This window comes from Altererythrobacter sp. C41, from assembly GCF_016803135.1.
Taxonomy (GTDB): domain Bacteria; phylum Pseudomonadota; class Alphaproteobacteria; order Sphingomonadales; family Sphingomonadaceae; genus Pelagerythrobacter.
On the sequence record NZ_JAEVFE010000001.1, the window covers coordinates 340,201 to 362,464 of the forward strand.

The window sequence follows — 22,264 nt, forward strand, 5'->3', positions numbered from 1 at the left end:
TCAATCTTCGGCCGAAACCAGGCTGTCGCCATCGAGCTTGCGGAAGAAGCAGCTCTCCGCCCCCGTATGGCAGGTCGGCCCCCGCGGCCGGCAACGAAGCACGATCGCGTCCTGATCGCAATCGACGAGGATCTCGTCGACCTCCAGGGTGTTGCCCGAAGTCTCCCCTTTGAGCCAGAGCGTGCCGCGGGAGCGCGAGTGGAAGTGGGCAAGGCCTGTCTCGCGCGTCCTGGCCAAGGCTTCCCGATCCATGAAGGCCACCATCCGCACCGCCCCGCCGACGCTGTCGACCACCACTGCAGTGAGCAATCCGCTGCTGTCGAACTTGGGTTCAAATCGGTCGATCAAGGCGTTCTCCATCATGGCAATCGGACGCGCAGCCCCGCCCGTTAGTTGATTTGTTGCACGATAACCACAGCGGCTGTCCAAAATCCGCACCTGCCGCACATGTCGCTTTGATGAACAGCCTGCAGGTGGGAAGAAGTGCAGGCAGCTCGCAAGAGCCGCCCGCCGACCTTTCGGTGCCGCAAGAGCGCCAGGTTCAGGGGGAATTGGGGACGCAGCCCGCCGCACGGTGATGGCGCCCCCGCAACGTTGAGGGATCGGGTCTCGTGCCCGCAGTCGATGGGGGCGACTGCGCAGCTAAAGCGGGACCGACGATTTTCGTCACGTGGCGCCCGGAGCTTCGGCTTCGGGCGTTTCGTTTATGAGCGGTGGGGCTCCGACATACTGGCCCTTCCCATTCCGCCGTCATCCAGAACTCTCGCAAAACATGCAACGACGACCCGCGTGGCGCCCGCGCGCTTGAGGGCGGTCACGCAGGCATCGCTCGTCGCTCCGCTCGTCAGCACATCGTCCACTAGCAGGACTTGCGCTCCGCGCAGGCGCGCGCGGCGGCGGGAGTCGACGGCGATCGCCCCCTGAAGTGTCCGCATTCGCGCCTTGCGCCCCAGCCCGCCCAGAGCCGGCGTGCGTTTGCGCCGCTCGAGACCGTCGACCATCAACTCCGCATCGGTCAGACGCGCGATCTCGGCCGCGAGGAGAACGGCCTGGTTAAAGCCCCGATGCCACAGGCGCCACCGGTGAAGCGGCACCGGCGCCACCAGCCACTCGCCTTCCATTGGCGGTAGCCGCGCCGCGATCAGACGTGCCAGCATCGGCGCCAGCGCGATGCGCCTGCCGTGCTTGAACGCCAGGACGAGCTTGCGCGCGGTATCGTTGTAGAGCGTTCCTGCGGCAATCCCGTCGTGGCGCGGTGGCTGCGCCAGGCACGGTGCGCACAACGCGCCCTCGCCCGTCGAGGCGCCTGCAAACGGCCGCTGGCAGGCGGCGCATGCAGGCTCGCCGGGGATGACGAGGTCGCTCCAGCACGACGCGCACAGTCCGGCCTGCTGCGCGATTGCCGCTCCGCAAACCGGGCAGCGGGGCGGATATATCAGATCGACCAGCGGAGCGATCGATTCGCGCAAGGTCGTGACGGCGCTCACCCGGCGATGCTGTCGCTCTTGCAACGCGAAGGCAAGCCCGGCAGGGCCGGCACATGACGGCAGCCCGCGTTCCGCAGATATTCTCTCCTCACCGGCGGCGCGCGCGCTGGCGCCGGGCGCTCGCGGAGCAGCGCCGCGACGGGGCGGCCGATTTCGTCTTCCAGTCGATGGCCGAAGATCTGCAGGAGCGGCTCGCCTTCATGAACCTCCGCCCCGTCACCGCGCTGCTCTCCGGCGATCCGACCGGGCTGGCGCGGGCTGCGTTGGCGGCGCAGACCGAGACGATCCGGACGATCGATCCGCTCGAACACGACGAGGAGGCGGCGATCGATGGCGCGTTCGACCTGATCGTCAGTCTCGGTGCGCTGGACACGGTCAACGACGTGCCGGGTGCGCTGATCCATCTGCGCAACGCGCTCGCGCCGGACGGCATCGCGATGGTGAGTTTCGTCGGCGCAGGCAGCCTGACCAATCTCAGACGTGCGCTGCTGGCGGCGGAGCCCGACCGCCCCGCGGCGCGGATGCACCCCATGATCGACGTGCAGGCCGGCGCCGCGCTGATGCAGCGTGCGGGCTTCGGCCGCCAGGTAGCGGATGGCTACCCCTTGCGCGTGCGCTACGGCGCGCTGGACAGGCTTGCCGAGGATCTGCGCAGCCAGGCGCTGACGAACGTTCTTGCCGCCGCCCCGCCCCCGCTATCACGGACCGCGCTCCAGCGAGCGCGGGAGGCCTTTCTCGAAACCGCGGATGCGGACGGTCGAGTTACCGAAACCTTCGAGATCGTCACTCTAACAGGCTGGAAGAACTAGCGAAGCGCCGCCTGCGCCGCAGCCAGTCTGGCGATCGGCACACGGTAGGGCGATGCGCTGACGTAATCGAGCCCGACCGTATTGCAGAAGGCGATGCTTGCCGGATCGCCGCCATGTTCGCCGCAAATGCCGAGCTTGAGGTCGGGCCGCGCCCTCCGCCCCCTCTCCGCCGCGAGCTCCACGAGTTGTCCCACCCCCTCGATGTCGAGGCTTACGAACGGGTCGCGCGCGAAGATGCCCTTCTCCACGTAAGGCGCGAGGAAGCGCGCTGAATCGTCCCTCGAAACGCCCAGAGTGGTCTGGGTCAAATCGTTGGTTCCGAAGGAGAAGAATGTCGCCTCCTCGGCAATCTCGCCGGCCATCAGGGCAGCGCGCGGAAGCTCGATCATGGTGCCGACGAGATATTGGAGCGTGCGCCCCTTTTCGGCGAACACTTCACCCGCAACACGGTCGACCAGGGCCCGCAGGAGCTCGAGCTCGCGCCGGGTAGCGATCAGGGGAATCATGATCTCGGGCACCGGCGCATCACCCGATTGTTCGGCGACTTCGCAGGCTGCTTCGAAGATCGCGCGCGCCTGCATTTCGTAGATCTCGGGATAAGTAATGCCGAGGCGGCAACCGCGATGGCCGAGCATGGGATTGAACTCGTGCAGTTCGTCCGCGCGGCGCCGGAGGCGATCGACGTCGACACCGGTCACTTCCGCCAGTTCGGCAAACTCGGCATCGCCATGAGGCAGGAATTCGTGCAGCGGCGGATCGAGCAGGCGGATCGTGCACGGCAGGCCGGCCATGACTTCGAAGATCTCGCGGAAGTCCGCTCGCTGCTCGGGCAAGAGCTTGGCGAGTGCCGCGCGGCGACCCTGCTCGTTTTCGGCCAGGATCATCTCGCGCACCGCGCTGATCCGGCTTGCATCGAAGAACATGTGTTCGGTCCGGCACAGGCCGATGCCTTCCGCCCCGAACTGGCGCGCCATGCGGCAGTCGGTCGGAGTCTCGGCATTGGTGCGCACCTTCATTCGCCGGTGGCGGTCGGCCCACTCCATCAGCGTACCGAAGTCGCCGGCCAGTTCGGGCTCGACCGTCGCGACCTCACCCGCCATGACCTGGCCCTTGCTGCCGTCGAGCGTGAGCGTGTCGCCCTCCGCCAGCTCCCGCTCCCCGATGCGCAGCGTGCGGGTCTTGAGATCGATCGACACACCAGGCGCCCCCGATACGCAGGGCCGTCCCATGCCGCGAGCGACCACGGCGGCGTGTGACGTCATCCCGCCGCGCGCCGTGAGGATACCCTGCGCGGCGTGCATGCCGTGGATGTCCTCGGGGCTGGTCTCCACACGAACGAGAATCACCTTCTCGCCCCGCTGCGACCACTGCTCGGCAGTGTCGGCGTCGAGTACGATGCGGCCCGAGGCGGCCCCCGGCGAGGCAGGCAAGCCGGTGGTGAGCACGTCGCGCGGCGCATTCGGGTCGAGCGTCGGGTGAAGGAGCTGGTCAAGCGCCATCGGATCGACGCGCAGAACGGCCTCTTCCTCGCTGATCAGGCCCTCGCCCACCATGTCGACCGCCATCTTGAGTGCGGCCTTCGCGGTGCGCTTGCCGCTGCGGGTCTGCAGCATCCAGAGCTTGCCGCGCTCGACGGTGAATTCGATGTCCTGCATGTCGCGGTAGTGCCGCTCGAGCAGGTCGAACACGCGGGCGAGTTCGGCATAGGCCTGGGGCATCGCCTCTTCCATCGACAGCGGTTTCGCCCCTGCGGCCTCGCGCGCGGCTTTCGTCAGATATTGCGGCGTCCGGATGCCGGCAACGACGTCCTCGCCCTGTGCGTTGATGAGGTATTCGCCGTAGTAGACCTTCTCGCCCGTTGCCGGATCGCGGGTGAAGGCAACCCCGGTGGCGGACGTATCGCCCATATTGCCGAAGACCATCGCCTGGACGTTGACTGCGGTGCCCCAGTCGCCCGGGATGTCGTTCAGGCGGCGGTAGACTTTGGCGCGTTCCGAATCCCAGCTATCGAACACGGCGCGGATCGCGCCCCAGAGCTGGCGTGACACGTCCTGCGGGAACTGCTCGCCAAGCTCGTCCGCGACGATGCGCTTGTATTCGCCGACCAGCGCCTGCCAGTCCTCGCACTCCATCTCGGTATCGTTGTAGAAACCTTTGTCTTCCTTCGCGATTTCGAGCGCTTCCTCGAAAAGTCCGTGATCGATGCCGAGCACGACGTCGGAATACATCTGGATGAACCGACGGTAGGAATCCCAGGCGAAACGCGGGTCGCCCGAGGCGCTGGCGAGCCCCTCCACCGTCTCGTCGTTGAGGCCGAGGTTGAGCACGGTGTCCATCATTCCGGGCATCGATACGCGCGCTCCCGAGCGGACCGAGACGAGCAAGGGATCTTTCGCGTCGCCGAGACGCTTGCCGACCATTTTCTCGATATGTTGCAAAGCCTTGGCGACTTCTTCTCGCAAGGCATCGGAGAAATCGCCACCGTGCTTGAGGTAACGGACGCATTCTTCCGTCGCGATCGTGAAGCCAGGCGGCACAGGCAGGCCGATCGAGGCCATTTCGGCTAGATTTGCGCCCTTGCCGCCGGTAACGGTCTTGTCCTTCTGCCGCGCATTCGTATGCGATGAAGTGCCGCCGAAGGTGAAGACCGTCTGTTCCATCCTGCCCATCCGTTCGTGTGAGTTACCGGGAGGCCGCGCTACCCGTTCCCGGCCGCACTCGACAAGAGCGGCCCGTCGCCAGCTTCGGCAGGAACGGTGGAGTAGCGCCTACCCCTCGATGCTTGAGAAGTCCGCCACTTTGTGCACCGCAGCACGGAAGCGCGCAAGCAGATCGAGCCGCGCGGCGCGCTTCTTTTCTTCATCCGCGTTTACCGTCACTTCGTCGAAGAAGCGGTCGATCGGAGCCCGCAGCGACGCAAGCGCGGCCATGGCGGCGGAAAAGTCTTCCTCCTCGACCGCCCGTGCGGCCTTCGGCTCGGCGGCGTCGAGTGCCTCCATCAGCGCCCGCTCGGCGGGCTCGGGCTCGTAGGAGAGTTCCCGCCCATGGCGTTCCGCCATCTTGGCGGCCACCACCGGGGCGAGATCGGGATCGTCGACATTGGCCAGCGGGTCTTCCTCGCCGGTATGCGCGATCTCCCCCTCGATCCCACGCCAGTCCTCTTTCCTGAGGATGTTCGCGGCGCGCTTGTAGGCGGCGAGCAGATTGGCGCCGTCCTCGGTCTCGATGAAAGTTTGCAGCGCGTTCACACGGGCAAGAAGGCGCACAAGGTCGTCTTCGTTCCCGAGCGCGAACACGGCGTCGATCAGGTCGTGACGGACGCCGGCTTCGCGCTGCTGGACCTTGAGGCGGTCAGCGAAGAAGGCGGGGAACTCTTCATAAACGAAGTTCGCGTCGCATTCGATGTCGAGCATGGAACCCTGAGCGGTGTTGCCCAACGCGGTGCGAACGGCATCAGGAGTGCGTAGAGCCCGCACGTTCGTCATCTTTGCGCCTTCCACGCGCAGCAGTGCCGCGTAGTAGGCCCCATTCTGGAGCGACAAGCGTAGGGCGTTCCTGAGCACGATCGCGATAACGCCAAGCACCGCGCGCCGCAGGGCAAAAGGATCCTTCGATCCGGTCGGCTTTTCCCTGATCGAGAAGAACGCAGCCAGCGTATCTAGCTTGTCCGCCAAGCTCACCGCCACCGTCACCGGCGCGGTGGGCACTTCATCCCCCTGCCCGACCGGCTTGTAGTGATCGCGGATGGCATCGGCGACTTCGTCGGGCAGGCCCTCGGCGCGAGCATAGTAGCCACCCATAAGGCCCTGGAGTTCGGGGAATTCGCCGACCATCTCGGTGACGAGATCGGCTTTGGCGAGCCGGGCGGCCTGTTCGGCCAGATCGGCGTTCGCGCCCTTCACGATCCCTTCTTCGACGAGCCAGCGCGCCAGCTTCGCGACGCGTTCGACTTTATCCGCGACGGTGCCGAGCTTTTCGTGGAAGGTGATCCGCTCGAGCTTCTTCGCTTGGTCGGCGAGCGGCGTCTTGCGGTCCTGCTCCCAGAAGAAGCGCGCGTCGGATAGCCGCGCGGCGAGGACCTTGCGGTTCCCGTCGACGATCGCGGCTCCGCCGTCCTGCGCCTCGATATTGGCCGTGCAGACGAACGCGTTGGCGAGCTTGCCGCCTTCACACTCGCATACGAAATACTTCTGGTTGGTGCGCGCGGTGAGCTGGATCACTTCCGGCGGGACGTCGAGGAACGCCTCGTCGAAGCGGCCGAGCAGGGGCACGGGCCATTCGGTGAGACCGGCGTTCTCGACCACCAATCCTTCATCCTCGATCAGGGCAAGTCCGGCTTCCGCGGCCGCCTTGCGCGCGCCTTCGCGGATCAGCACCGCGCGCTCCTCGTGATCGACGACTACGTGGCACGCGCGCAGCTTCTCGGCGTAGTCGTGTGCGCCGCCGATGGTGATCTCGCCCGGGCAATGGAAGCGATGGCCGAGCGTGGCATAGCCGGAGCGGACCCCATCTACCCCGCACTCGACCAGGTCCTCCCCCAGGATGGCGACGATGCCGGAGAGCGGCCGGACCCAGCGCAGGGACCCGGTGGAGATCGAGGCGGTGCCCCACCGCATAGACTTGGGCCAGGCGAAGTCGCGCACGATCGCGGGGATTGCTTCCGCAAGCAGATCACGGGTGGCGCGGCCCGGTTTGTCGATCACGGCGAACCATGTCGGCCGTCCCTTGACTTCGCGCAACTCAAGCTGGTCGCGGCCCACGCCATTCTTGCGGCAGAAGCCGTCGATCGCCGCGTCGGGCGCGCCTTCGGGCGGGCCCTTTGCCTCCTCGCGCACGGCGCGGGTGCTTTCGGGCAGGCTGTGCGCGATCAGGGCAAGGCGGCGCGGGGTCGACCATACGGCGATCTCGCCGATCTCGACACCGGCCGCATCCATCTCGCGGCGGAACAGTTTCTCCAGTTCCGCCCGCGCGCCAGCCTGCATCCGGGCGGGGATCTCTTCGCTGCGGAGTTCGAGGAGGAAGTCGCTCACTTCGACCACTCCGGATATTTCTCCGCCCACGCGGGCGCTTCCTTGGCCATGTAGGCCTCACAGCTACCGCGCGCGAGGTCGCGCACCTGAGCCATGTAGCTGGCGCGCTCCTGCACGCTGATGACGCCGCGGGCCTGGAGAAGGTTGAACACATGGCTCGCCTCGATCGCCTGTTCGTAGGCGGCGATCGGCACGTTGTTGTCGAGGCAGTTGCGGCATTCGGCCGCCGCCTTGCGGAACAGATCGAACAGCGCGTCGGTATCGGCGATCTCGAAGTTCCACTTCGACATCTGCTTCTCGTTCTCGAGAAATACGTCGCCGTAGGTAGTCCCGCGGCCGTTGAAATCGAGGTCGTAGACGTTGTCGACGCCCTGGATGTACATCGCCAGGCGTTCGAGGCCGTAGGTCAGCTCGCCCGCGACCGGCTTGCAGTCGAACCCGCCCATCTGCTGGAAATAGGTGAACTGCGTCACCTCCATCCCGTCGCACCAGACCTCCCAGCCCAGACCCCAGGCGCCGAGTGTCGGGCTTTCCCAGTCGTCCTCGACAAAGCGGATATCGTGCAGCAGCGGGTCGATCCCGATCACGCGCAGGCTTTCGAGATAGAGGTCCTGGATGTCCGCCGGGCTCGGCTTCAGGATCACCTGATACTGGTAATAGTGCTGCAGCCGATTGGGATTCTCGCCATATCGGCCGTCGGTCGGGCGGCGGCAGGGCTGGACGAAAGCCGCGCTCCATGGTTCCGGCCCCAGCGCGCGCAAAGTTGTCGCGGTATGGAAGGTGCCCGCGCCCATCCGCATGTCGTAAGGCTGGAGGATAAGGCACCCCTGCGCGCTCCAGAAATCGTGGAGCGCGAGGATCATGTCCTGAAAGCTGTTCGCGGGATTCCGGTCCATCGCGCTGCGCCATGACGGCTCACGCCGGGAGCGTCAATGGCAGGCAGCGCGGCGCAAGCAGCACTGGCTATTTGTCAGGTATTCTTGACACCGTCAGCGAATCGCGACATATAGTCAGGTATTCCTGACATTAAGGCAGGTATAGGTGACATGAACAACCGGCTGAAAGTGCTGAGAGCGGAGCGGGACTGGAGCCAGGCCGAACTGGCCGTCCGGCTCGACGTCTCGCGTCAGGCGGTCAACGCGATCGAGACCGGCAAGCACGATCCGTCGCTGCCGCTCGCCTTTCGCATCGCCCGCCTGTTCGGAATGCCGATCGAGGAGATTTTCGATGACCAGTCCTGAACGGGATGAACGGCCAATGTCCGGAGCGGTCCGCCTGTTGGTGATCGTCGCGGCGGCGCTCGTGGCGATCTTCGCGATCGGCGTAATCGCCGGAATGATCGGCGCGGCAATGAACGACGGCGGAGCGCACAGCGCGATCTTCTACCTCATCCTTCTTGCCGCCGTAGCGCTCGCTGCAGGGGCAATCTGGCTGATCGTTCGCAACCGCGCCGTCATGGACCTCCCCGTCAGCCCGCGCATGCGGAAATCGCGCATGCTCCTCTATTCTTGCGGAGTGATCGGAATCGCTGGCGGCATGGCCTTCGCACTCGTCGGTGGGGGTGGCGAGATGGGCGCTTGGGCGCTTTTCTCCGCAAACGAGCCGATCTCGCCGACGGCAGTGCTAATCCTGTTGTCCGTTCTGATCCTTGCGACGGCGCTCTCCATTCGCTGGCACATGCTTCTCGACGAGCACGAGCGCGCCGCCTACGATTTCGGAGCGGTCGTTTCGATCTACATCTACTTCGTCCTCAGTATCGGCTGGTGGCTGCTTGCGCGTGGCGGCTTCGCCCCGGCGCCGGACGGCCATCTCATCTTCTGGGTGGTTATGATCACCTGGCTGATCGGCTGGCTCATTCGCCGCTATCGTTGACCAGACCGGCATTTTCTCTCTCAATTAAGGATTCGAGAACGATGAAACTGAATCGCCTGTCGACCCGTATCCGTACGCTGTCCCTTGGCATTTCCGCCTGCGCCTTCGCCTTCGTCGCGCCTGTGCATGCACAGGAAGCAGCGCCCGCGCCCGCTCCTGTCGAGGCACAGGAGGTCGAGGTCGCAACTCCCGCTCTGTGGAAAGTCGCGGACGAGGACACGACCATCTATCTCTTCGGCACGGTCCACGCGCTGCCTGACGGGATCGAATGGTATCACGGCCCCATCGCCGACGCGCTCGGCGCCTCCGACATCCTGGTAACGGAGATCGAGATGTCGCCCGAATCGATGGCGACGACCCAGAATCTCGTGATGACCAAAGGCGTGCTGCCCGAAGGCGAGACGCTGCGCGACATGCTTACCAAGGAGCAGCGCACGGCTTACGAGACGGCGCTGGCCCGTGTCGAACTGCCGCCTGCCGCCTTCGACCGGTTCGAGCCGTGGTACGGCGCGATGATGCTGACCATGCTGCCGCTCCTCAAGCAAGGCTATACGACCGATGCCGGCGTCGAGGCGGTGCTCGAAACAAAGGCGAACACGGGTCTGGAGCGCGGCGCGCTCGAGACGGTCGAGGAACAGCTTTCCATTTTCGACAACCTACCGCCCGACACGCAGATCGCGTTCCTGATGGAGACGGTGGACGCCGTCGACGAGATCAAGGCGCTGCTCGACGCGATGGTCGCGGAATGGGCCGAAGGCGACGCGGACGAGCTCGCGCGGCTCATGAACGAGGGCATGACCGACCCGGTGCTGGCCGAGCGTCTGCTCTATGCGCGCAATGCCAATTGGGCGAAGTGGATCGACGAGCGGATGGATGCGCCGGGGACCGTGTTCGTCGCGGTCGGCGCCGGGCATCTCGCGGGCGAGCAGAGCGTGCAGGACAAGCTCGCCGAGCTCGGCATCGAGACCGCTCGCGTTCAATGATCGGCCGCATTCAGTGATCCGGCCCACCGCCTTCGCGCTGGTGGCGCTGCTTGCGCTCGCCGCCTGCGGCAAAGCCGATCCGCCGCCGGGGTTCGAGGGGCCGCCTTCGCCTGCGCTGTTCGAGATATCCTCTCCCGGCGGCGCGGTCGAAGGGTGGATGTTCGGCACGATCCACTCGTTGCCTGACGGTGTCGCGTGGGAAACCGCCGCCCTGGAAGGCGTGCTCGACCGGGCGGACTTGCTGGTTGTCGAGGTGCGTGATCTCGACGATGCCCCTGCGCTCCGCAAGGCTTTTACCGAGCGTGCCTACACGGCCCGTCAGCCGCCGTTGACCGAGAGGGTTCCGGCGAAGGCGCGCGACGACCTGTCCGCGGTCCTCGCCGAGCACGACGTCGCGGCGGACACCTTCGCCGGACTGGAAACCTGGGCAGCGGCGCTAACGCTCGCGCAATATGCCGAGACCGGGGAGGCTGCGAACGGCGCCGACCGGGCGCTGATCTCCCGCGTTCCCCGGGAGAAAGTGGTTGAACTGGAAGGCGCTGCGCGGCAGCTTGAGGTGTTCGACCGTTTGCCCGAGGCGGAGCAGCGCGATCTTCTGGCAGCAGTGATCGCCGACATGGCCCGGAAAGATGAGGATCCCCTGCGCCATGCAGCCGACTGGTACGCGGGGCGGATCGACCACCTCGCCGATCCCGCTACCAGCGCCATCCTCGGCGATCCCGAGCTGCGCGAGGCGCTCTATGCCGGTCGCAATCGCGAATGGGTGGCGCACCTCGCAGCATTGCTCGAACGTGAGCCACGCCCGCTGATCGCGGTTGGATCGGCCCATCTTGCGGGCGAGGATGGCCTGCCCGCCCTGCTCGCCGCGCGCGGCTACACCGTGCGGCGCATCCAGTAGCGGCCCTCGTTCGCCTGTCGCTTCGCTACGTGAGGCGTTTCTTGTTGCCGACCGCTTCGCTACCTGAGGCGCAGCTTGCATTTCCGCCCGGGCCCGCTATAGGCGCCCGCTTCCGGCCATGGTCATCCCTGGAGGCGTGGCGGAAACCTGTACTCAAGAAGCATTTCGAAAGGTAAGCGACATGAGCGAAGCTCTGACTCTGCCGGCCGAGACGCGCGATCGGGCTGGCAAGGGAGCCTCCCGTGCACTGCGTCGCGAAGGCCGTGTTCCCGCCGTCATCTACGGTGGCAAGGAAGCCCCCGCCACGATCCACGTCGAGGAAAGGCTGCTGGTAAAGCAGCTCGGCACCGGCCACTTCATGAACTCGATCGTCGAGATCGAACTGGGCGGCAAGAAGCTGCGCACCCTGCCGAAGGACGTCGCTTTCCACCCCGTCACCGACCGTCCGACCCACGTCGACTTCCTGCGCCTGGCGAAGGGCGCCAAGGTGGACGTCGCCGTGCCGGTGGTGTTCGTGAACGAAGAAGCGAGCCCCGGCCTCAAGAAGGGCGGCGTGCTCAACGTCGTGCGTCACGAACTCGAGCTGGTCTGCGAAGCCGACAAGATCCCGAACGAGATCGAGATCGACGTCACCGGCCTCGAAGTCGGCGATGCGATCCACATCAGCCACATCACGCTGCCTGAAGGTTCGGAGAGCGCGATCACCGACCGCGATTTCACCATCGCCACCGTCGTCGCACCGTCCGCGCTCAAGCGCGCCGAGGCTGCCGAGGGCGAGGAAGCCGCGGCCGACGCAGTTCCTGCCAGCGAGCAGAGCGACGAGGAAGAGGAAGCCGGCGAGGAGTAATTCCGCCCTTCCCTTTCGCGGCATTTTCGAAGCGCCGGTCCAGCGATGGGCCGGCGCTTTGTCTTTGCGCGCTCGCTTGTCTATCTCCGCCGCCGCGATACGATGATGCTGACTCGCATCGCGAGCCCCCGGGAGATACCGACTTGAGCGACATCGATACCACTGCCGAAACCGTGCCCGTCCCCGCCACCGCCAAGGAGCGGACCGGGTGCACGCTCGAACAGTACGAGGCCATGTATCGCCGCAGCATCGAGGACACCGATGCGTTCTGGGCCGAACAGGCTCGGCGGCTCGACTGGTTCCGCTCGCCGACCACGATCGCCAACTGGAGCTTCGATCCTGTCGCGATCAAGTGGTTCGAGGACGGCACGCTCAACATCTGCCACAACGCGGTCGACCGCCATGTCGATGCGGGGCATGGCGAGACGGTCGCACTGATCTTCGAACCCGACGATCCTGAGGGTGCGGTCCGGCGCCTGACCTACGCGGACCTCCAGCGCGAGACGATCCGCATGGCGAACACGCTCAAGAAAATGGGCGTGGCGAAGGGCGACCGCGTGACGATCTACATGCCGATGATCCCCGAAGGCGCGATCGCCATGCTCGCCTGCGCGCGGATTGGCGCGGTGCATTCGGTGATCTTCGGCGGCTTCTCCCCCGACGCCATCGCCGGCCGGATCGAGGATTGCGCGAGCGACTGGGTCGTCACCGCCGACGAAGGTCTTCGCGGATCGAAAACGATCCCGCTCAAGGCCAATGTCGATGCGGCGCTGGAGAAAGTCTCGGCCAAGGCCGTGCTCGTGATCCGCCACACCGGCGCGGACGTGCCGATGAAGGACGGGCGCGATCACTGGTATGACGAGCTGTCCGAAGGTGTGGCCGAGGACTGCCCCTGCGAGGAGATGAACGCGGAAGACCCGCTGTTCATCCTCTACACCTCGGGTTCGACCGGGAAGCCCAAAGGATTGCTGCATACGACCGGCGGCTACGCGGTCTGGGTCGAGGCGACCTTCCGCTATGTCTTCGACTACCGCCCGGGCGAGATCTACTGGTGCACGGCGGACATCGGCTGGGTCACCGGGCATAGTTATATCGTCTATGGCCCGCTCCAGGCCGGGGCGACCGCGCTGATGTTCGAAGGCGTGCCCAACTGGCCCGATCACGACCGCTTCTGGGCCGTATGCGAGAAGCACAAGGTCAATATCTTCTACACCGCCCCCACCGCGATCCGCGCGCTGATGCGCGAGGGTGCAGAGCATGTGACCAAGCACGACCTGTCGAGCCTGCGGCTGCTCGGCACCGTGGGCGAACCGATCAACCCGGAGGCCTGGCGCTGGTATCACGACACCGTCGGCAAGGGCGAGATCCCGATCGTCGACACGTGGTGGCAGACCGAGACCGGCGGGACGATGATCACCACCCTGCCCGGCGCGCACCCGATGAAGCCGGGCAGCGCAGGCCGGCCGTTCTTCGGCGTTTGCCCGGAGATCGTCGATGGCGACGGCGAAGTCATCGAAGGCGCCGGATCGGGCAACCTTTGCATGGCGCGAAGCTGGCCCGGCCAGGCGCGCACGGTCTACGGCGATCACGATCGCTTCGTGCAGACCTATTTCAGCACCTATGCGGGCAAATACTTCACCGGCGACGGCTGTCGTCGCGACGAGGACGGCTATTACTGGATCACCGGCCGGGTGGACGACGTGATCAATGTCTCGGGTCACCGCATGGGTACGGCGGAAGTCGAAAGCGCACTGGTGCTCCATCCGAAAGTGGCGGAGGCTGCGGTGGTCGGCTTCCCGCACGACATCAAGGGTCAGGGCATCTACTGCTACGTCACGCTCAACGCTGGCGAGGAGCCGTCCGATGCGCTCGCCGAGGAACTGCGGCAGCAGGTGCGCAAGGAGATCGGCCCGATCGCGACGCCCGACCACCTCCACTTCACCCCCGCCCTGCCCAAGACCCGCTCGGGCAAGATCATGCGCCGCATCCTGCGCAAGATTGCCGAGAACGACTACGGCTCGCTCGGCGACACCTCGACGCTGGCCGATCCGTCGCTGGTCGACGGACTGATCGAGGGGCGGTTGAACCGGTAAGGGGCCGCACGCCCTCTCTCATTCATTCCCGCACCGTCATGCTGAACTCGTTTCAGCATCCATTGCGCAATCTGGACCGAAGGTGCGTGGTGAGAAATGGACCCTGAAACGAGTTCAGGGTGACGGCCAGAGGGTGGTTGAGGTGGCGGCGCGCATGCCGTGGTCTCGTCGCTTGCCGCGCCTGCCCCTCGCCTCTAGAGCGCGCGCATGCAGATTTGGGCAGGCCTCGGTAACCCCGGACCGCAATACGCGCTCCACCGCCACAACGTGGGCTTCATGGCCTGCGACGTGATCGCGGAGATGCACGGCTTCGGTCCCGTGCAGAAGAAGTTCTCCGGCTGGGTGCAGGAAGGGCGGATCGGCGGCGACAAGATCCTGCTGCTCAAGCCCGCGACCTACATGAACGAAAGCGGCCGCAGCGTCGGCGAGGCGCTGCGCTTCTACAAGCTCGGCACCGATGCGCTGACGGTGTTCCACGACGAGCTCGATCTGGCTCCGTTCAAGGTCAAGGTCCGCACCGGTGGCGGGCTCGCCGGGCACAACGGTCTCCGGAGCATCGACAAACATCTTGGGCCGGATTTCCGCCGAGTCCGCATCGGAATCGGCCATCCCGGCCACAAGGACCGCGTGACCGGCCACGTCCTCGGCAACTACGCAAAAGCCGAACTGGACGATCTGACCGACATGCTCGCCGCGATCGGCGCCGAGGCGGAATGGCTCGCCAAGAGCGACGACGCGCGCTTCATGAGCGACGTGGCACTGCGGATGAGGGATTGACCCCTCCTCCCTAGCTTTTCGGCCCCGCCGCGCCTATCGGGCCGGGCAAATCAGTTCTTTCCGGAGTTATCGATGGGTTTCCGTTGCGGAATCGTCGGGCTGCCCAATGTCGGCAAGTCCACCCTGTTCAACGCGCTGACCGAGACGCAGGCAGCGCAAGCGGCGAACTATCCGTTCTGCACGATTGAACCGAACGTCGGCCAGGTCGCCGTGCCCGACGACCGGCTCGAGAAGATCGCCTCAATCGCCGGGTCGGCGAAGATCATCCCGACCCAGCTCGCCTTCGTCGACATCGCGGGCCTCGTGAAGGGCGCGAGCAAGGGCGAAGGGCTCGGCAACCAGTTCCTCGGCAACATCCGCGAGGTCGACGCGATCGTCCACGTCCTGCGTTGCTTCGAGGATGACGACATCCAGCACGTCGCCAACAAGGTCGATCCCATCGCCGACGCCGAAGTGGTCGAGACCGAGCTGATGCTGGCCGATCTCGAAAGCCTCGAAAAGCGCGTCCCCGCCGCGGCCAAGAAGGCGACAGGCGGCGACAAGGAAGCGAAGGCGATGGCGAGCGTTCTCGGCCAGGCGCTCGACCTTCTCCGCGACGGCAAGCCCGCCCGCTTGACCGAGCCGAAGGACGACGAGGAGGCGCGCCTGTTCGAACAGGCGCAGCTCCTCACCGCCAAGCCGGTGCTCTACGTCTGCAACGTCGCCGAGGAAGACGCGGCCGAGGGCAATGCGTTGAGCGCGCAGGTCTTCGAGAAGGCCAAGGCCGAGGGCGCCGAAGCCGTCGTGGTCTCCGCCGCGATCGAGAGCGAACTCGTCGCGATGGAAGCGGAAGAGCGCGCCGAATACTTGACCGAGCTGGGCCTCACCGAAAGCGGCCTCAGTCGGGTGATCCGCGCCGGGTACACGCTGCTCGGCCTGCAGACCTTCTTCACCGCCGGACCGAAGGAGGCGCGCGCCTGGACCTTCCCCGCCGGCGCCAAGGCGCCGCAGGCCGCCGGCGAGATTCATTCCGATTTCGAGCGCGGCTTTATTCGTGCTGAAACAATTGCCTTCGACGACTACGTCGCGCTCGGCGGCGAGACGGGTGCGCGCGAGGCCGGAAAGCTGCGGCAGGAAGGCAAGGAGTACCTCGTCCAGGACGGCGACGTCCTGCTGTTCAAGTTCAACGTCTGAACACGCGGAGCGACGAGATGCGCAGGCTTGCGAGTGCCCTCACCCTGACGGCGGCGGCGCTGCTCGCCGCCTGCGCATCGGTTTCCCAAAGCACTGCTCCCACCGCAGCCACGGTCGTACAGGCCGAACAGCGCCCACCCGTTACGATCCTCGTATCGATCGACGGCTTTCGCGCCGATTATCTCGACCGCGGATTGACGCCGACGCTGTCCGCGCTCGCTGCCGAAGGCGTGCGCGCGCCGATGCAGCCGTCCTTTCCCAGCAAGACCTTCCCCAACCACTGGACGCTGGTGACCGGTATGGTCCCCGACCATCACGGTATCGTGGCCAACCGGATCGAAGACCCGGCCCGGCCGGGCGAAGTGTTCACCATGGCCACACTCGACCCCTGGTGGTGGAACGAAGCGAAGCCGGTCTGGGTCGCCGCCGAGGAAGCCGGCATTCGCAGCGCGGCAATGTTCTGGCCCGGTTCGTCGGTCGCCTGGGGCGGCACCATGCCCGAAGGAGGTTGGGGACCGGTCTCCGACGGAACCGTGCCGCAGGACTGGCAGCAGTTCAGCATGCAGGTGACGAACGTCCAGCGCGTCAACACCGTGCTCGACTGGCTGCGCCGCCCTGCCGAGATCCGCCCCGAGTTCGTCACCCTCTATTTCGATACGATCGACACCGCCGGTCATGGCGGCGGCCCCGACAGCGCGGAGCTGAACGAGGCGCTGCGCGGCATCGACGGCGATATCGCGAGGCTGGTCGGCGGCCTGAGCGATCTCGGTCAACCGGCCAATCTGATGATCGTCTCCGACCACGGCATGGCGGCAACGAGTTCGGAGCGCGTGATCGCGCTCGACGAACTGCTCGACGCCTCGCTCTATCGACTTGTCGAGAGCGGCGCCTATGCCACGTTCGAGCCGACCGAAGGCAACACGGCTGCGCTGGAGAAGGCGCTTCTGCGAAAGCACGAGCATATGGAGTGCTGGCGCAAGGGCGAGATCCCGGAACGCTTCGCTTACGGCACGCACCGCCGCATTCCGCCGTATTTCTGCTTGCCGGAGACGGGCTGGACGATCGCCCTCACGCAGCCCGAGGAGGCATGGACCGGCGGCAGCCACGGTTACGATCCTGCAGCACCTGAGATGGCCGCGCTGTTCGTCGCTCACGGCCCGGCCTTCCGCAGCGGTGCGACCCTGCCGCCCTTCCGCAACACCGCGATAACGCCGCTGATCCGCGAGCTGATCGGGCTGTCGCAGGCGACTGAGACCGACGGCTCTCTCGAGCCGGTGCGCGGGGCGCTGCGTTAGTCAGCCTCACCCCGAGCCCGGCTGCCCGCGCCGGGCACCAATTCCCTCCCCGCCCGTTCCGCTAGGAATTTCAAGGGGAGAGTGATGATCGACAAATCCGAGAAGTTCCGCTGGCTCGTCCGCCTTGGCTTCGCGGCGCGAGGGGTGGTCTATCTTCTGCTCGGCTATATCGCGCTCGGCACCGCGGGCGAGGCAAAGAACGGCCAGTCGGCCGTGTTCGACTATATCCAGGAGGTTCCGCTGGGCACCCCGCTCCTGTGGGTCATGGCGATCGGCCTGCTGGGCTATGCCGCATTCAAGTTCCTCTCCGCGATCGCCGACATCCAGCATCGCGGCAGCGACACGACGGGCGCTCTGCACCGTGTCGGCGATGCGGCGAGCGGCGTGGCGCACACCTTTCTCGCCTATGCCTGCTATCAGTTCGCCACGGGCGAACAGCAGAGCTCCGGCGGCGGCGCGAGCGGGGAGGAAATGGCCGGTTCCGTGCTGTCGATGGAGCTCGGCTCGGTGCTGATCGGTCTTGTCGGGCTGGGCTTTCTCGTGGCCGGTGCCATGCAGGCGAAGAAAGCCTGGACCTGCGATTTCATGCGCTGGATCAGCGGCGCCGCCCCCGCAGGCGTGCGAACCGTGGGCCGGATCGGACATGCGGCGCGGGCGATCGTCTTCGCCATCATCGGGTGGTCGATGGTTCAGGGTGCGTGGTTCGCGCAGGAAAGCCAGATCAAGGGCCTTGGCGAAGCGATACTTTCGCTGCGAGACATGGGCGCGCTCTACACGCTGGTCGCCGTGGGTCTGATGCTGTTCGGCGCCTTCAGTCTCGTGCTGGCGCGCTACCGGATCATCCCGGATCTCGGCCCGCGCGGACTGCGGCCGAGCTTTCGCACCTAGGCGAACGCCGCGAGGATCGGACAGGGTCCCTCTCCGCCCCTTGCGCAGTCGGAGGCGAGCTTCGCAAGCGAAGCGCGCGCGGCAGTGAGCTGCGCGATCTGCTCGTCCAGCGCCGCGATTCGCTCACGGGCCATGTCGCGGGCGCGCGGCCGGTCGTCGGTGCGGTCGAGGTCGATCAGCTCGGCAATCTCCGCCAGCGTGAACCCCGCCGTCTGCGCCTGCTTGACGTAGCGCAGGCGGCGCAGGTCGTCGGGGCCGTAGTGCCGCCCACCGGGCGCATCGCCGCGCGGAACCTGCAGCAGTCCCTTGCGCTGATAGAAGCGCACGGTCTCCACTCCGACTTTGCCGGCCTTTGCGAGATCAGAGATGCGCATCGCTTTCATGCTTGACTCCGTACCGTAGTACGGAGGTTATGGATGCTTTCATGACTGGAAACAAGACCGCCCGCCTCCATCGCATGGTGATGGACAAACACATCTGCCCTTACGGCGTGAAAGCGAAGTGGCTGCTCGAACGCCACGGCTACACGGTCGAGGACCACTGGCTGACGACTCGCGAAGAGACCGACGCGTTCAAGCGCGAGCACGACGTCGCGACCACCCCGCAGACGTTCATCGATGGCAAGCGCATCGGCGGCTATACCGAGCTGCGCGCCTTCCTCGGCAAGCCGCTGCCCGAGAAGGGCGCGACCAGCTACACGCCGGTGATCGCCGTGTTCGTCATTGCGGCCGCGCTGGGGATGGCCGTCAGCCAGTTCATGTTCGGCTCGCCCTTCACCATTCGCGCGGCCGAATGGTTCGTCGCCTTCACCATGGCGATCCTCGCCATGCTCAAGCTCCAGGACGTCGAGCAGTTCTCGACCATGTTCCTCGGCTACGACCTGCTTGCCAAGCGCTTCGTGCCCTACGCCTATGCCTACCCCTTCCTGGAGGCCGGCGCCGGCGTGCTGATGGCGGCGCATGCGCTCGACTGGCTCTCCATCCCCGTGGCGCTGTTCATCGGTACGATCGGCGCTGTGAGCGTGTTCTACGCCGTCTACGTGCAGAAGCGCGAGATCAAATGCGCCTGCGTCGGCGGATCGAGCAACGTGCCCCTGGGCTTCGTCTCGCTGACCGAGAACCTGTTCATGATCGGCATGGCGATCTGGATGATCTTCATGCCCTGAGGCGCTCGCCCTCTATGGCCTTGACCGCCGGATGCGTTACACGATCCGTGCCCGATTCAGCGTGAGGGGACGAGATGAACTACTACGAGGATATCGAAGTCGGCGCGAAGCAGAGCTTCGGCCGCTATGAAGTCACGCGCGAGGAGGTGACCGATTTCGCCTCGAAGTACGATCCCCAGCCCTTCCACCTCGACGATGAAGCCGCGGCGAAAACGCACTTCGGGCGGCTCTCCGCCAGCGGATGGCACACTTGTGCGATGACCATGGCGATGCTGGTCGAGAACATGAAGTCGCAGACGCAGGCGGGGCTGGGTTCGCCCGGCGTCGACCAGCTCAAATGGCTGCGACCCGTCTATCCCGGCGACACGCTGCGGTGCGAAACGGAAGTGATCGAGAAGCGGCGCAGCAAGTCCCGGCGCGACATGGGCCTGTTCAAGTCGCGCATCCGGGTCTTCAACCAGGACGACACGCCGGTGCTGGAAATGACCTCCAACGGACTGATCAGCGTGCGCGACCCCGAGGCGCCGATCGAGGACTAGGGCGGCTCACGAGCCGCACTGCGCTATGCCCGTTTCGGCATAGACAGTCTGGTCGCGCGCATTGCGCAGCACCAGGCGTGCGGGGAAGTCGATCGTCTCGGTTCCGCTCGGCGTGCCTTCTTCGGCCGCGATGTCGAGGATCAGGGCGAACTCCCTGCCATCGTACTTGCCGCGCGTTCCGAGCGGCAGTTGCGGGCTGCCGGCGTCGGGCGCGAGGCGGTGGAGCTCGCCCTCGACCTTGATGTAGGCGCCGCTCTCGCTGGTGAGCGCAAGCACGCCCGCTCCGTCCGGCGCCTCGGCAGCCTCGCCCCGGGGAAGGAAGCTGCATCCGGCGCCGAACAGGTCGTATCGTTCGATATCGGCGAAGAGGATCGGCTCCGGCGTCACGGGCTCCGGAGGGATGATCTGCGCCGCCTCGACCGCGGCGATGGCGCGTTCTTCCGCGGCCTCCCGCTGCTCGGGCGACAGTTCTGGCTCGCTGCAGGCCATGACCAGGAGCGGGAGGAAGAGAACCGCTTTTCTCATCTCAGTGTCTCCCGAACAGCTTCTCGACGTCTTCCATCCGAAGTTTGACCCAGGTCGGCCGCCCGTGGTTGCACTGCCCCGAGCGTGGGGTTCGCTCCATCTCGCGCAGCAGCGCATTCATCTCGGAAACCGAGAGCGTGCGGCCCGCACGAACCGAGCCGTGGCAGGCCATGGTCGCGAGCACCAGGTCGAGCTTCTCGCCGAGCAGCAGCGCCTCGCCGTGGTTCGCTAGATCGTCGGCAATGTCCTGCAGCAGCTTGTGCGGATCGGACTTGCCGAGCGCATGCGGAACGCTGCGCACCAGCATCGCGCCGGGGCCGAAACGCTCGATCGCGAGGCCCAGCGCACCGAGCTTCTCCGCCGCGTCCTCGAGCCGGTCGCAGGCCGGCTCGTCGAGCTCGACCACCTCCGGAATGAGCAGCGCCTGCGCTCGCGCGACCGAGTCCGCCGCCCCCGCCGCGCGCAGGCGTTCGAGCACGAGCCGTTCGTGCGCGGCATGCTGGTCCACGATCACCAGCCCGTCGGCAGCCTCTGCCACGATGTACGTGTTGGCGACCTGGCCGCGCGCGATCCCGAGCGGGTACTCGGTCGCCTCCTCCGGCAACGGAGCCGCTTCTTCCGCCCGGCCCTGCGGCGCGGCCATGACCTGGCTTTCGTAGCTGCGCCAGGCATCGGAGGTTTCGCGCACGCTGCTCTGCGGACGGGACCAGTCGCGGCCCGAGAAGATCGTTTCGAGCGCGCTGGGTACTTCTTGTGTCGTCGTCGGCTCAGCCTGCCAGCGCGCCATCGCGCCTGCGTCGGGCGTCTGCGCGCTGCGCTTGTCGCCGGTCGCGAGCGCCTGGCGCAGACCCGAGACGATGAACCCGCGTACTGCCGGCGCATCGCGGAAACGCACCTCGGTCTTGGCCGGATGGACGTTCACGTCCACCTCCTCCGGCGGAAGCTCGAGGAACAGCGCCAGCACCGCGTGCCGGTCGCGCGCGAGCATGTCGGCATAGGCCCCGCGCACCGCGCCGGACAGCGTCCGGTCCTTCACCGGGCGCCCGTTGACGAAGAGGTACTGGTGGTCGGCGACGCCGCGGTTGTAGGTCGGCAGACCAGCGATGCCCGTCAACCGCAGGGTTCCGCGCTCGAGATCGATCGCAACGCCGTTGTCCGCCAGTTCCCGCGCAACGATCTCCGCCACCCGTTGCCCGAGCGGCTGCCCGGCCTGGAGCGACAGCACGCGCCGGTCGCCGTGCTCGAACGTGAAGGCGATATCCGGCCGCGCCATCGCCAGACGGCGGACGACCTCGTGACACGCGCCGTACTCGCTGCGGGGGGTGCGCAGGAACTTGCGGCGCGCAGGCACTTTGCCGAACAGGTTCTCGACCCGCACCCGCGTGCCGGGCGGCAGAGCGGCCGGGCCGTCCTCGCGCAGTTCGCCATGGTCGACCACGCGGCGCCATCCGTCCGCGGCACCGTGCGGCCGGCTTTCCAGCGTGAGGCGTGCGACGCTGGCGATCGAAGGCAGCGCCTCGCCCCGGAAGCCCAGCGTCGCGACTTGCTCGATCGCATCGTCGGGAAGCTTGGAGGTTGCATGACGTTCGAGCGCGAGCGCCATCTCGTCGGGCGCCATGCCGCAGCCGTCGTCGGTCACTTCGATCCGCGCGAGGCCGCCATCGGCGATCTTCACCGCGATCCGCGAAGCGCCGGAATCGATCGCGTTTTCGACGAGTTCCTTGAGCGCTGCCGCCGGCCGCTCCACCACTTCGCCCGCGGCGATGCGGTTGACCAGATTCTCGGGCAGGCGGCGTATCTGGGGCATGGATGCCATGGCCTAGCGGCGAAGCGCCGGGAATTCGAGGCCGGCAGTGAATTTTGCCCCCGGCTTTCGTCATATT

At 66.2% G+C, this 22,264-nt stretch carries 21 protein-coding genes; 13 read left to right on the forward strand and 8 right to left on the reverse strand.

The genetic code is table 11. The features are described 5' to 3' along the window. Both hisI and JNO53_RS01570 read right to left on the reverse strand, forming a co-directional pair. Entirely contained in the window at positions 1–363 is a 363-nt protein-coding gene (gene hisI / locus JNO53_RS01565; protein ID WP_203107822.1) for a phosphoribosyl-AMP cyclohydrolase, read from the reverse strand. Between the two features lie 341 nt (positions 364–704). Then, the gene (locus JNO53_RS01570) at positions 705–1,487 is read right to left on the reverse strand and encodes a double zinc ribbon domain-containing protein (protein ID WP_203107059.1); all 783 of its coding nucleotides are present in this window, start codon (positions 1,485–1,487) and stop codon (positions 705–707) included. Between the two features lie 53 nt (positions 1,488–1,540). On the opposite strand from JNO53_RS01570, the gene JNO53_RS01575 reads away from it, so the two are divergent. Continuing rightward, positions 1,541–2,296: a methyltransferase domain-containing protein gene (locus tag JNO53_RS01575; RefSeq protein WP_203107060.1), complete on the forward strand. Its 756-nt coding sequence runs from the start codon at positions 1,541–1,543 to the stop codon at positions 2,294–2,296. Here JNO53_RS01575 and ppdK read toward each other — a convergent pair. The 3 genes from ppdK to JNO53_RS01590 form a co-directional block, all read right to left on the reverse strand. Beyond that, a complete protein-coding gene (gene ppdK, locus JNO53_RS01580) occupies positions 2,293–4,956 on the reverse strand; it encodes a pyruvate, phosphate dikinase (protein ID WP_203107061.1) in 2,664 nt (887 codons plus the stop codon). The two genes, JNO53_RS01575 and ppdK, sit on opposite strands and share 4 nt — an antisense overlap. A gap of 108 nt (positions 4,957–5,064) precedes the next feature. Continuing rightward, positions 5,065–7,326 (reverse strand): glycine--tRNA ligase subunit beta, encoded by a 2,262-nt coding sequence (glyS, locus tag JNO53_RS01585; protein WP_203107062.1) that lies wholly within the window; start codon positions 7,324–7,326, stop codon positions 5,065–5,067. After that, the gene (locus JNO53_RS01590) at positions 7,323–8,222 is read right to left on the reverse strand and encodes a glycine--tRNA ligase subunit alpha (RefSeq protein WP_203107063.1); all 900 of its coding nucleotides are present in this window, start codon (positions 8,220–8,222) and stop codon (positions 7,323–7,325) included. Before JNO53_RS01590 ends, glyS begins: the two co-directional genes overlap by 4 nt. 150 nt (positions 8,223–8,372) lie before the next feature. Between JNO53_RS01590 and JNO53_RS01595 the strand changes: the two genes are divergently transcribed. From JNO53_RS01595 to JNO53_RS01640, 10 genes are all read left to right on the forward strand, one after another. After that, complete coding sequence (locus JNO53_RS01595; protein WP_203107064.1) at positions 8,373–8,567, forward strand: helix-turn-helix transcriptional regulator; 195 nt, start codon at positions 8,373–8,375, stop codon at positions 8,565–8,567. Then, on the forward strand, positions 8,554–9,198 hold the full coding sequence (locus tag JNO53_RS01600; RefSeq protein ID WP_203107065.1) for a hypothetical protein: 645 nt from the start codon (positions 8,554–8,556) through the stop codon (positions 9,196–9,198). The genes JNO53_RS01595 and JNO53_RS01600 overlap by 14 nt, the downstream gene beginning before the upstream one ends. A 41-nt stretch (positions 9,199–9,239) precedes the next feature. Next, positions 9,240–10,181, forward strand: a complete 942-nt coding sequence (locus JNO53_RS01605; RefSeq protein ID WP_203107066.1) for a TraB/GumN family protein — start codon at positions 9,240–9,242, stop codon at positions 10,179–10,181. A gap of 13 nt (positions 10,182–10,194) precedes the next feature. Then, positions 10,195–11,079 carry a TraB/GumN family protein gene (locus JNO53_RS01610; protein ID WP_203107067.1) on the forward strand — a complete coding sequence of 295 codons (885 nt, stop codon included), beginning with the start codon at positions 10,195–10,197 and terminating at the stop codon, positions 11,077–11,079. Positions 11,080–11,260: 181 nt separating this feature from the next. Then, complete coding sequence (locus tag JNO53_RS01615; RefSeq protein ID WP_203107068.1) at positions 11,261–11,926, forward strand: 50S ribosomal protein L25/general stress protein Ctc; 666 nt, start codon at positions 11,261–11,263, stop codon at positions 11,924–11,926. A gap of 152 nt (positions 11,927–12,078) precedes the next feature. Then, positions 12,079–14,019, forward strand: coding sequence for an acetate--CoA ligase (gene acs / locus JNO53_RS01620; RefSeq protein ID WP_443111155.1), 1,941 nt, complete (start codon positions 12,079–12,081; stop codon positions 14,017–14,019). A gap of 207 nt (positions 14,020–14,226) precedes the next feature. Further along, positions 14,227–14,796 carry an aminoacyl-tRNA hydrolase gene (gene pth / locus JNO53_RS01625; RefSeq protein WP_203107070.1) on the forward strand — a complete coding sequence of 190 codons (570 nt, stop codon included), beginning with the start codon at positions 14,227–14,229 and terminating at the stop codon, positions 14,794–14,796. Positions 14,797–14,868: 72 nt separating this feature from the next. Continuing rightward, the gene (gene ychF / locus JNO53_RS01630) at positions 14,869–15,969 is read left to right on the forward strand and encodes a redox-regulated ATPase YchF (RefSeq protein WP_203107071.1); all 1,101 of its coding nucleotides are present in this window, start codon (positions 14,869–14,871) and stop codon (positions 15,967–15,969) included. Between the two features lie 17 nt (positions 15,970–15,986). Beyond that, positions 15,987–17,264, forward strand: a complete 1,278-nt coding sequence (locus JNO53_RS01635) for an alkaline phosphatase family protein (protein WP_203107072.1) — start codon at positions 15,987–15,989, stop codon at positions 17,262–17,264. 84 nt (positions 17,265–17,348) lie between these two features. Continuing rightward, positions 17,349–18,152 (forward strand): DUF1206 domain-containing protein, encoded by an 804-nt coding sequence (locus tag JNO53_RS01640; RefSeq protein ID WP_203107073.1) that lies wholly within the window; start codon positions 17,349–17,351, stop codon positions 18,150–18,152. Here the strand turns inward: JNO53_RS01640 and JNO53_RS01645 are convergent. Next, on the reverse strand, positions 18,149–18,535 hold the full coding sequence (locus JNO53_RS01645) for a MerR family transcriptional regulator (protein ID WP_203107074.1): 387 nt from the start codon (positions 18,533–18,535) through the stop codon (positions 18,149–18,151). The genes JNO53_RS01640 and JNO53_RS01645 overlap by 4 nt on opposite strands. A gap of 41 nt (positions 18,536–18,576) precedes the next feature. Between JNO53_RS01645 and JNO53_RS01650 the strand changes: the two genes are divergently transcribed. After that, positions 18,577–19,317, forward strand: a complete 741-nt coding sequence (locus JNO53_RS01650) for a glutaredoxin family protein (protein ID WP_203107075.1) — start codon at positions 18,577–18,579, stop codon at positions 19,315–19,317. A 74-nt stretch (positions 19,318–19,391) separates the two neighbouring features. Then, positions 19,392–19,856: a MaoC family dehydratase gene (locus JNO53_RS01655; protein ID WP_203107076.1), complete on the forward strand. Its 465-nt coding sequence runs from the start codon at positions 19,392–19,394 to the stop codon at positions 19,854–19,856. Between the two features lie 6 nt (positions 19,857–19,862). Here JNO53_RS01655 and JNO53_RS01660 read toward each other — a convergent pair whose 3' ends face one another. Both JNO53_RS01660 and mutL read right to left on the reverse strand, forming a co-directional pair. After that, positions 19,863–20,381, reverse strand: coding sequence for a hypothetical protein (locus tag JNO53_RS01660; RefSeq protein WP_203107077.1), 519 nt, complete (start codon positions 20,379–20,381; stop codon positions 19,863–19,865). A gap of 1 nt (position 20,382) precedes the next feature. Beyond that, the gene (gene mutL / locus JNO53_RS01665) at positions 20,383–22,188 is read right to left on the reverse strand and encodes a DNA mismatch repair endonuclease MutL (RefSeq protein ID WP_203107078.1); all 1,806 of its coding nucleotides are present in this window, start codon (positions 22,186–22,188) and stop codon (positions 20,383–20,385) included. Positions 22,189–22,264: the final 76 nt, after the last annotated feature.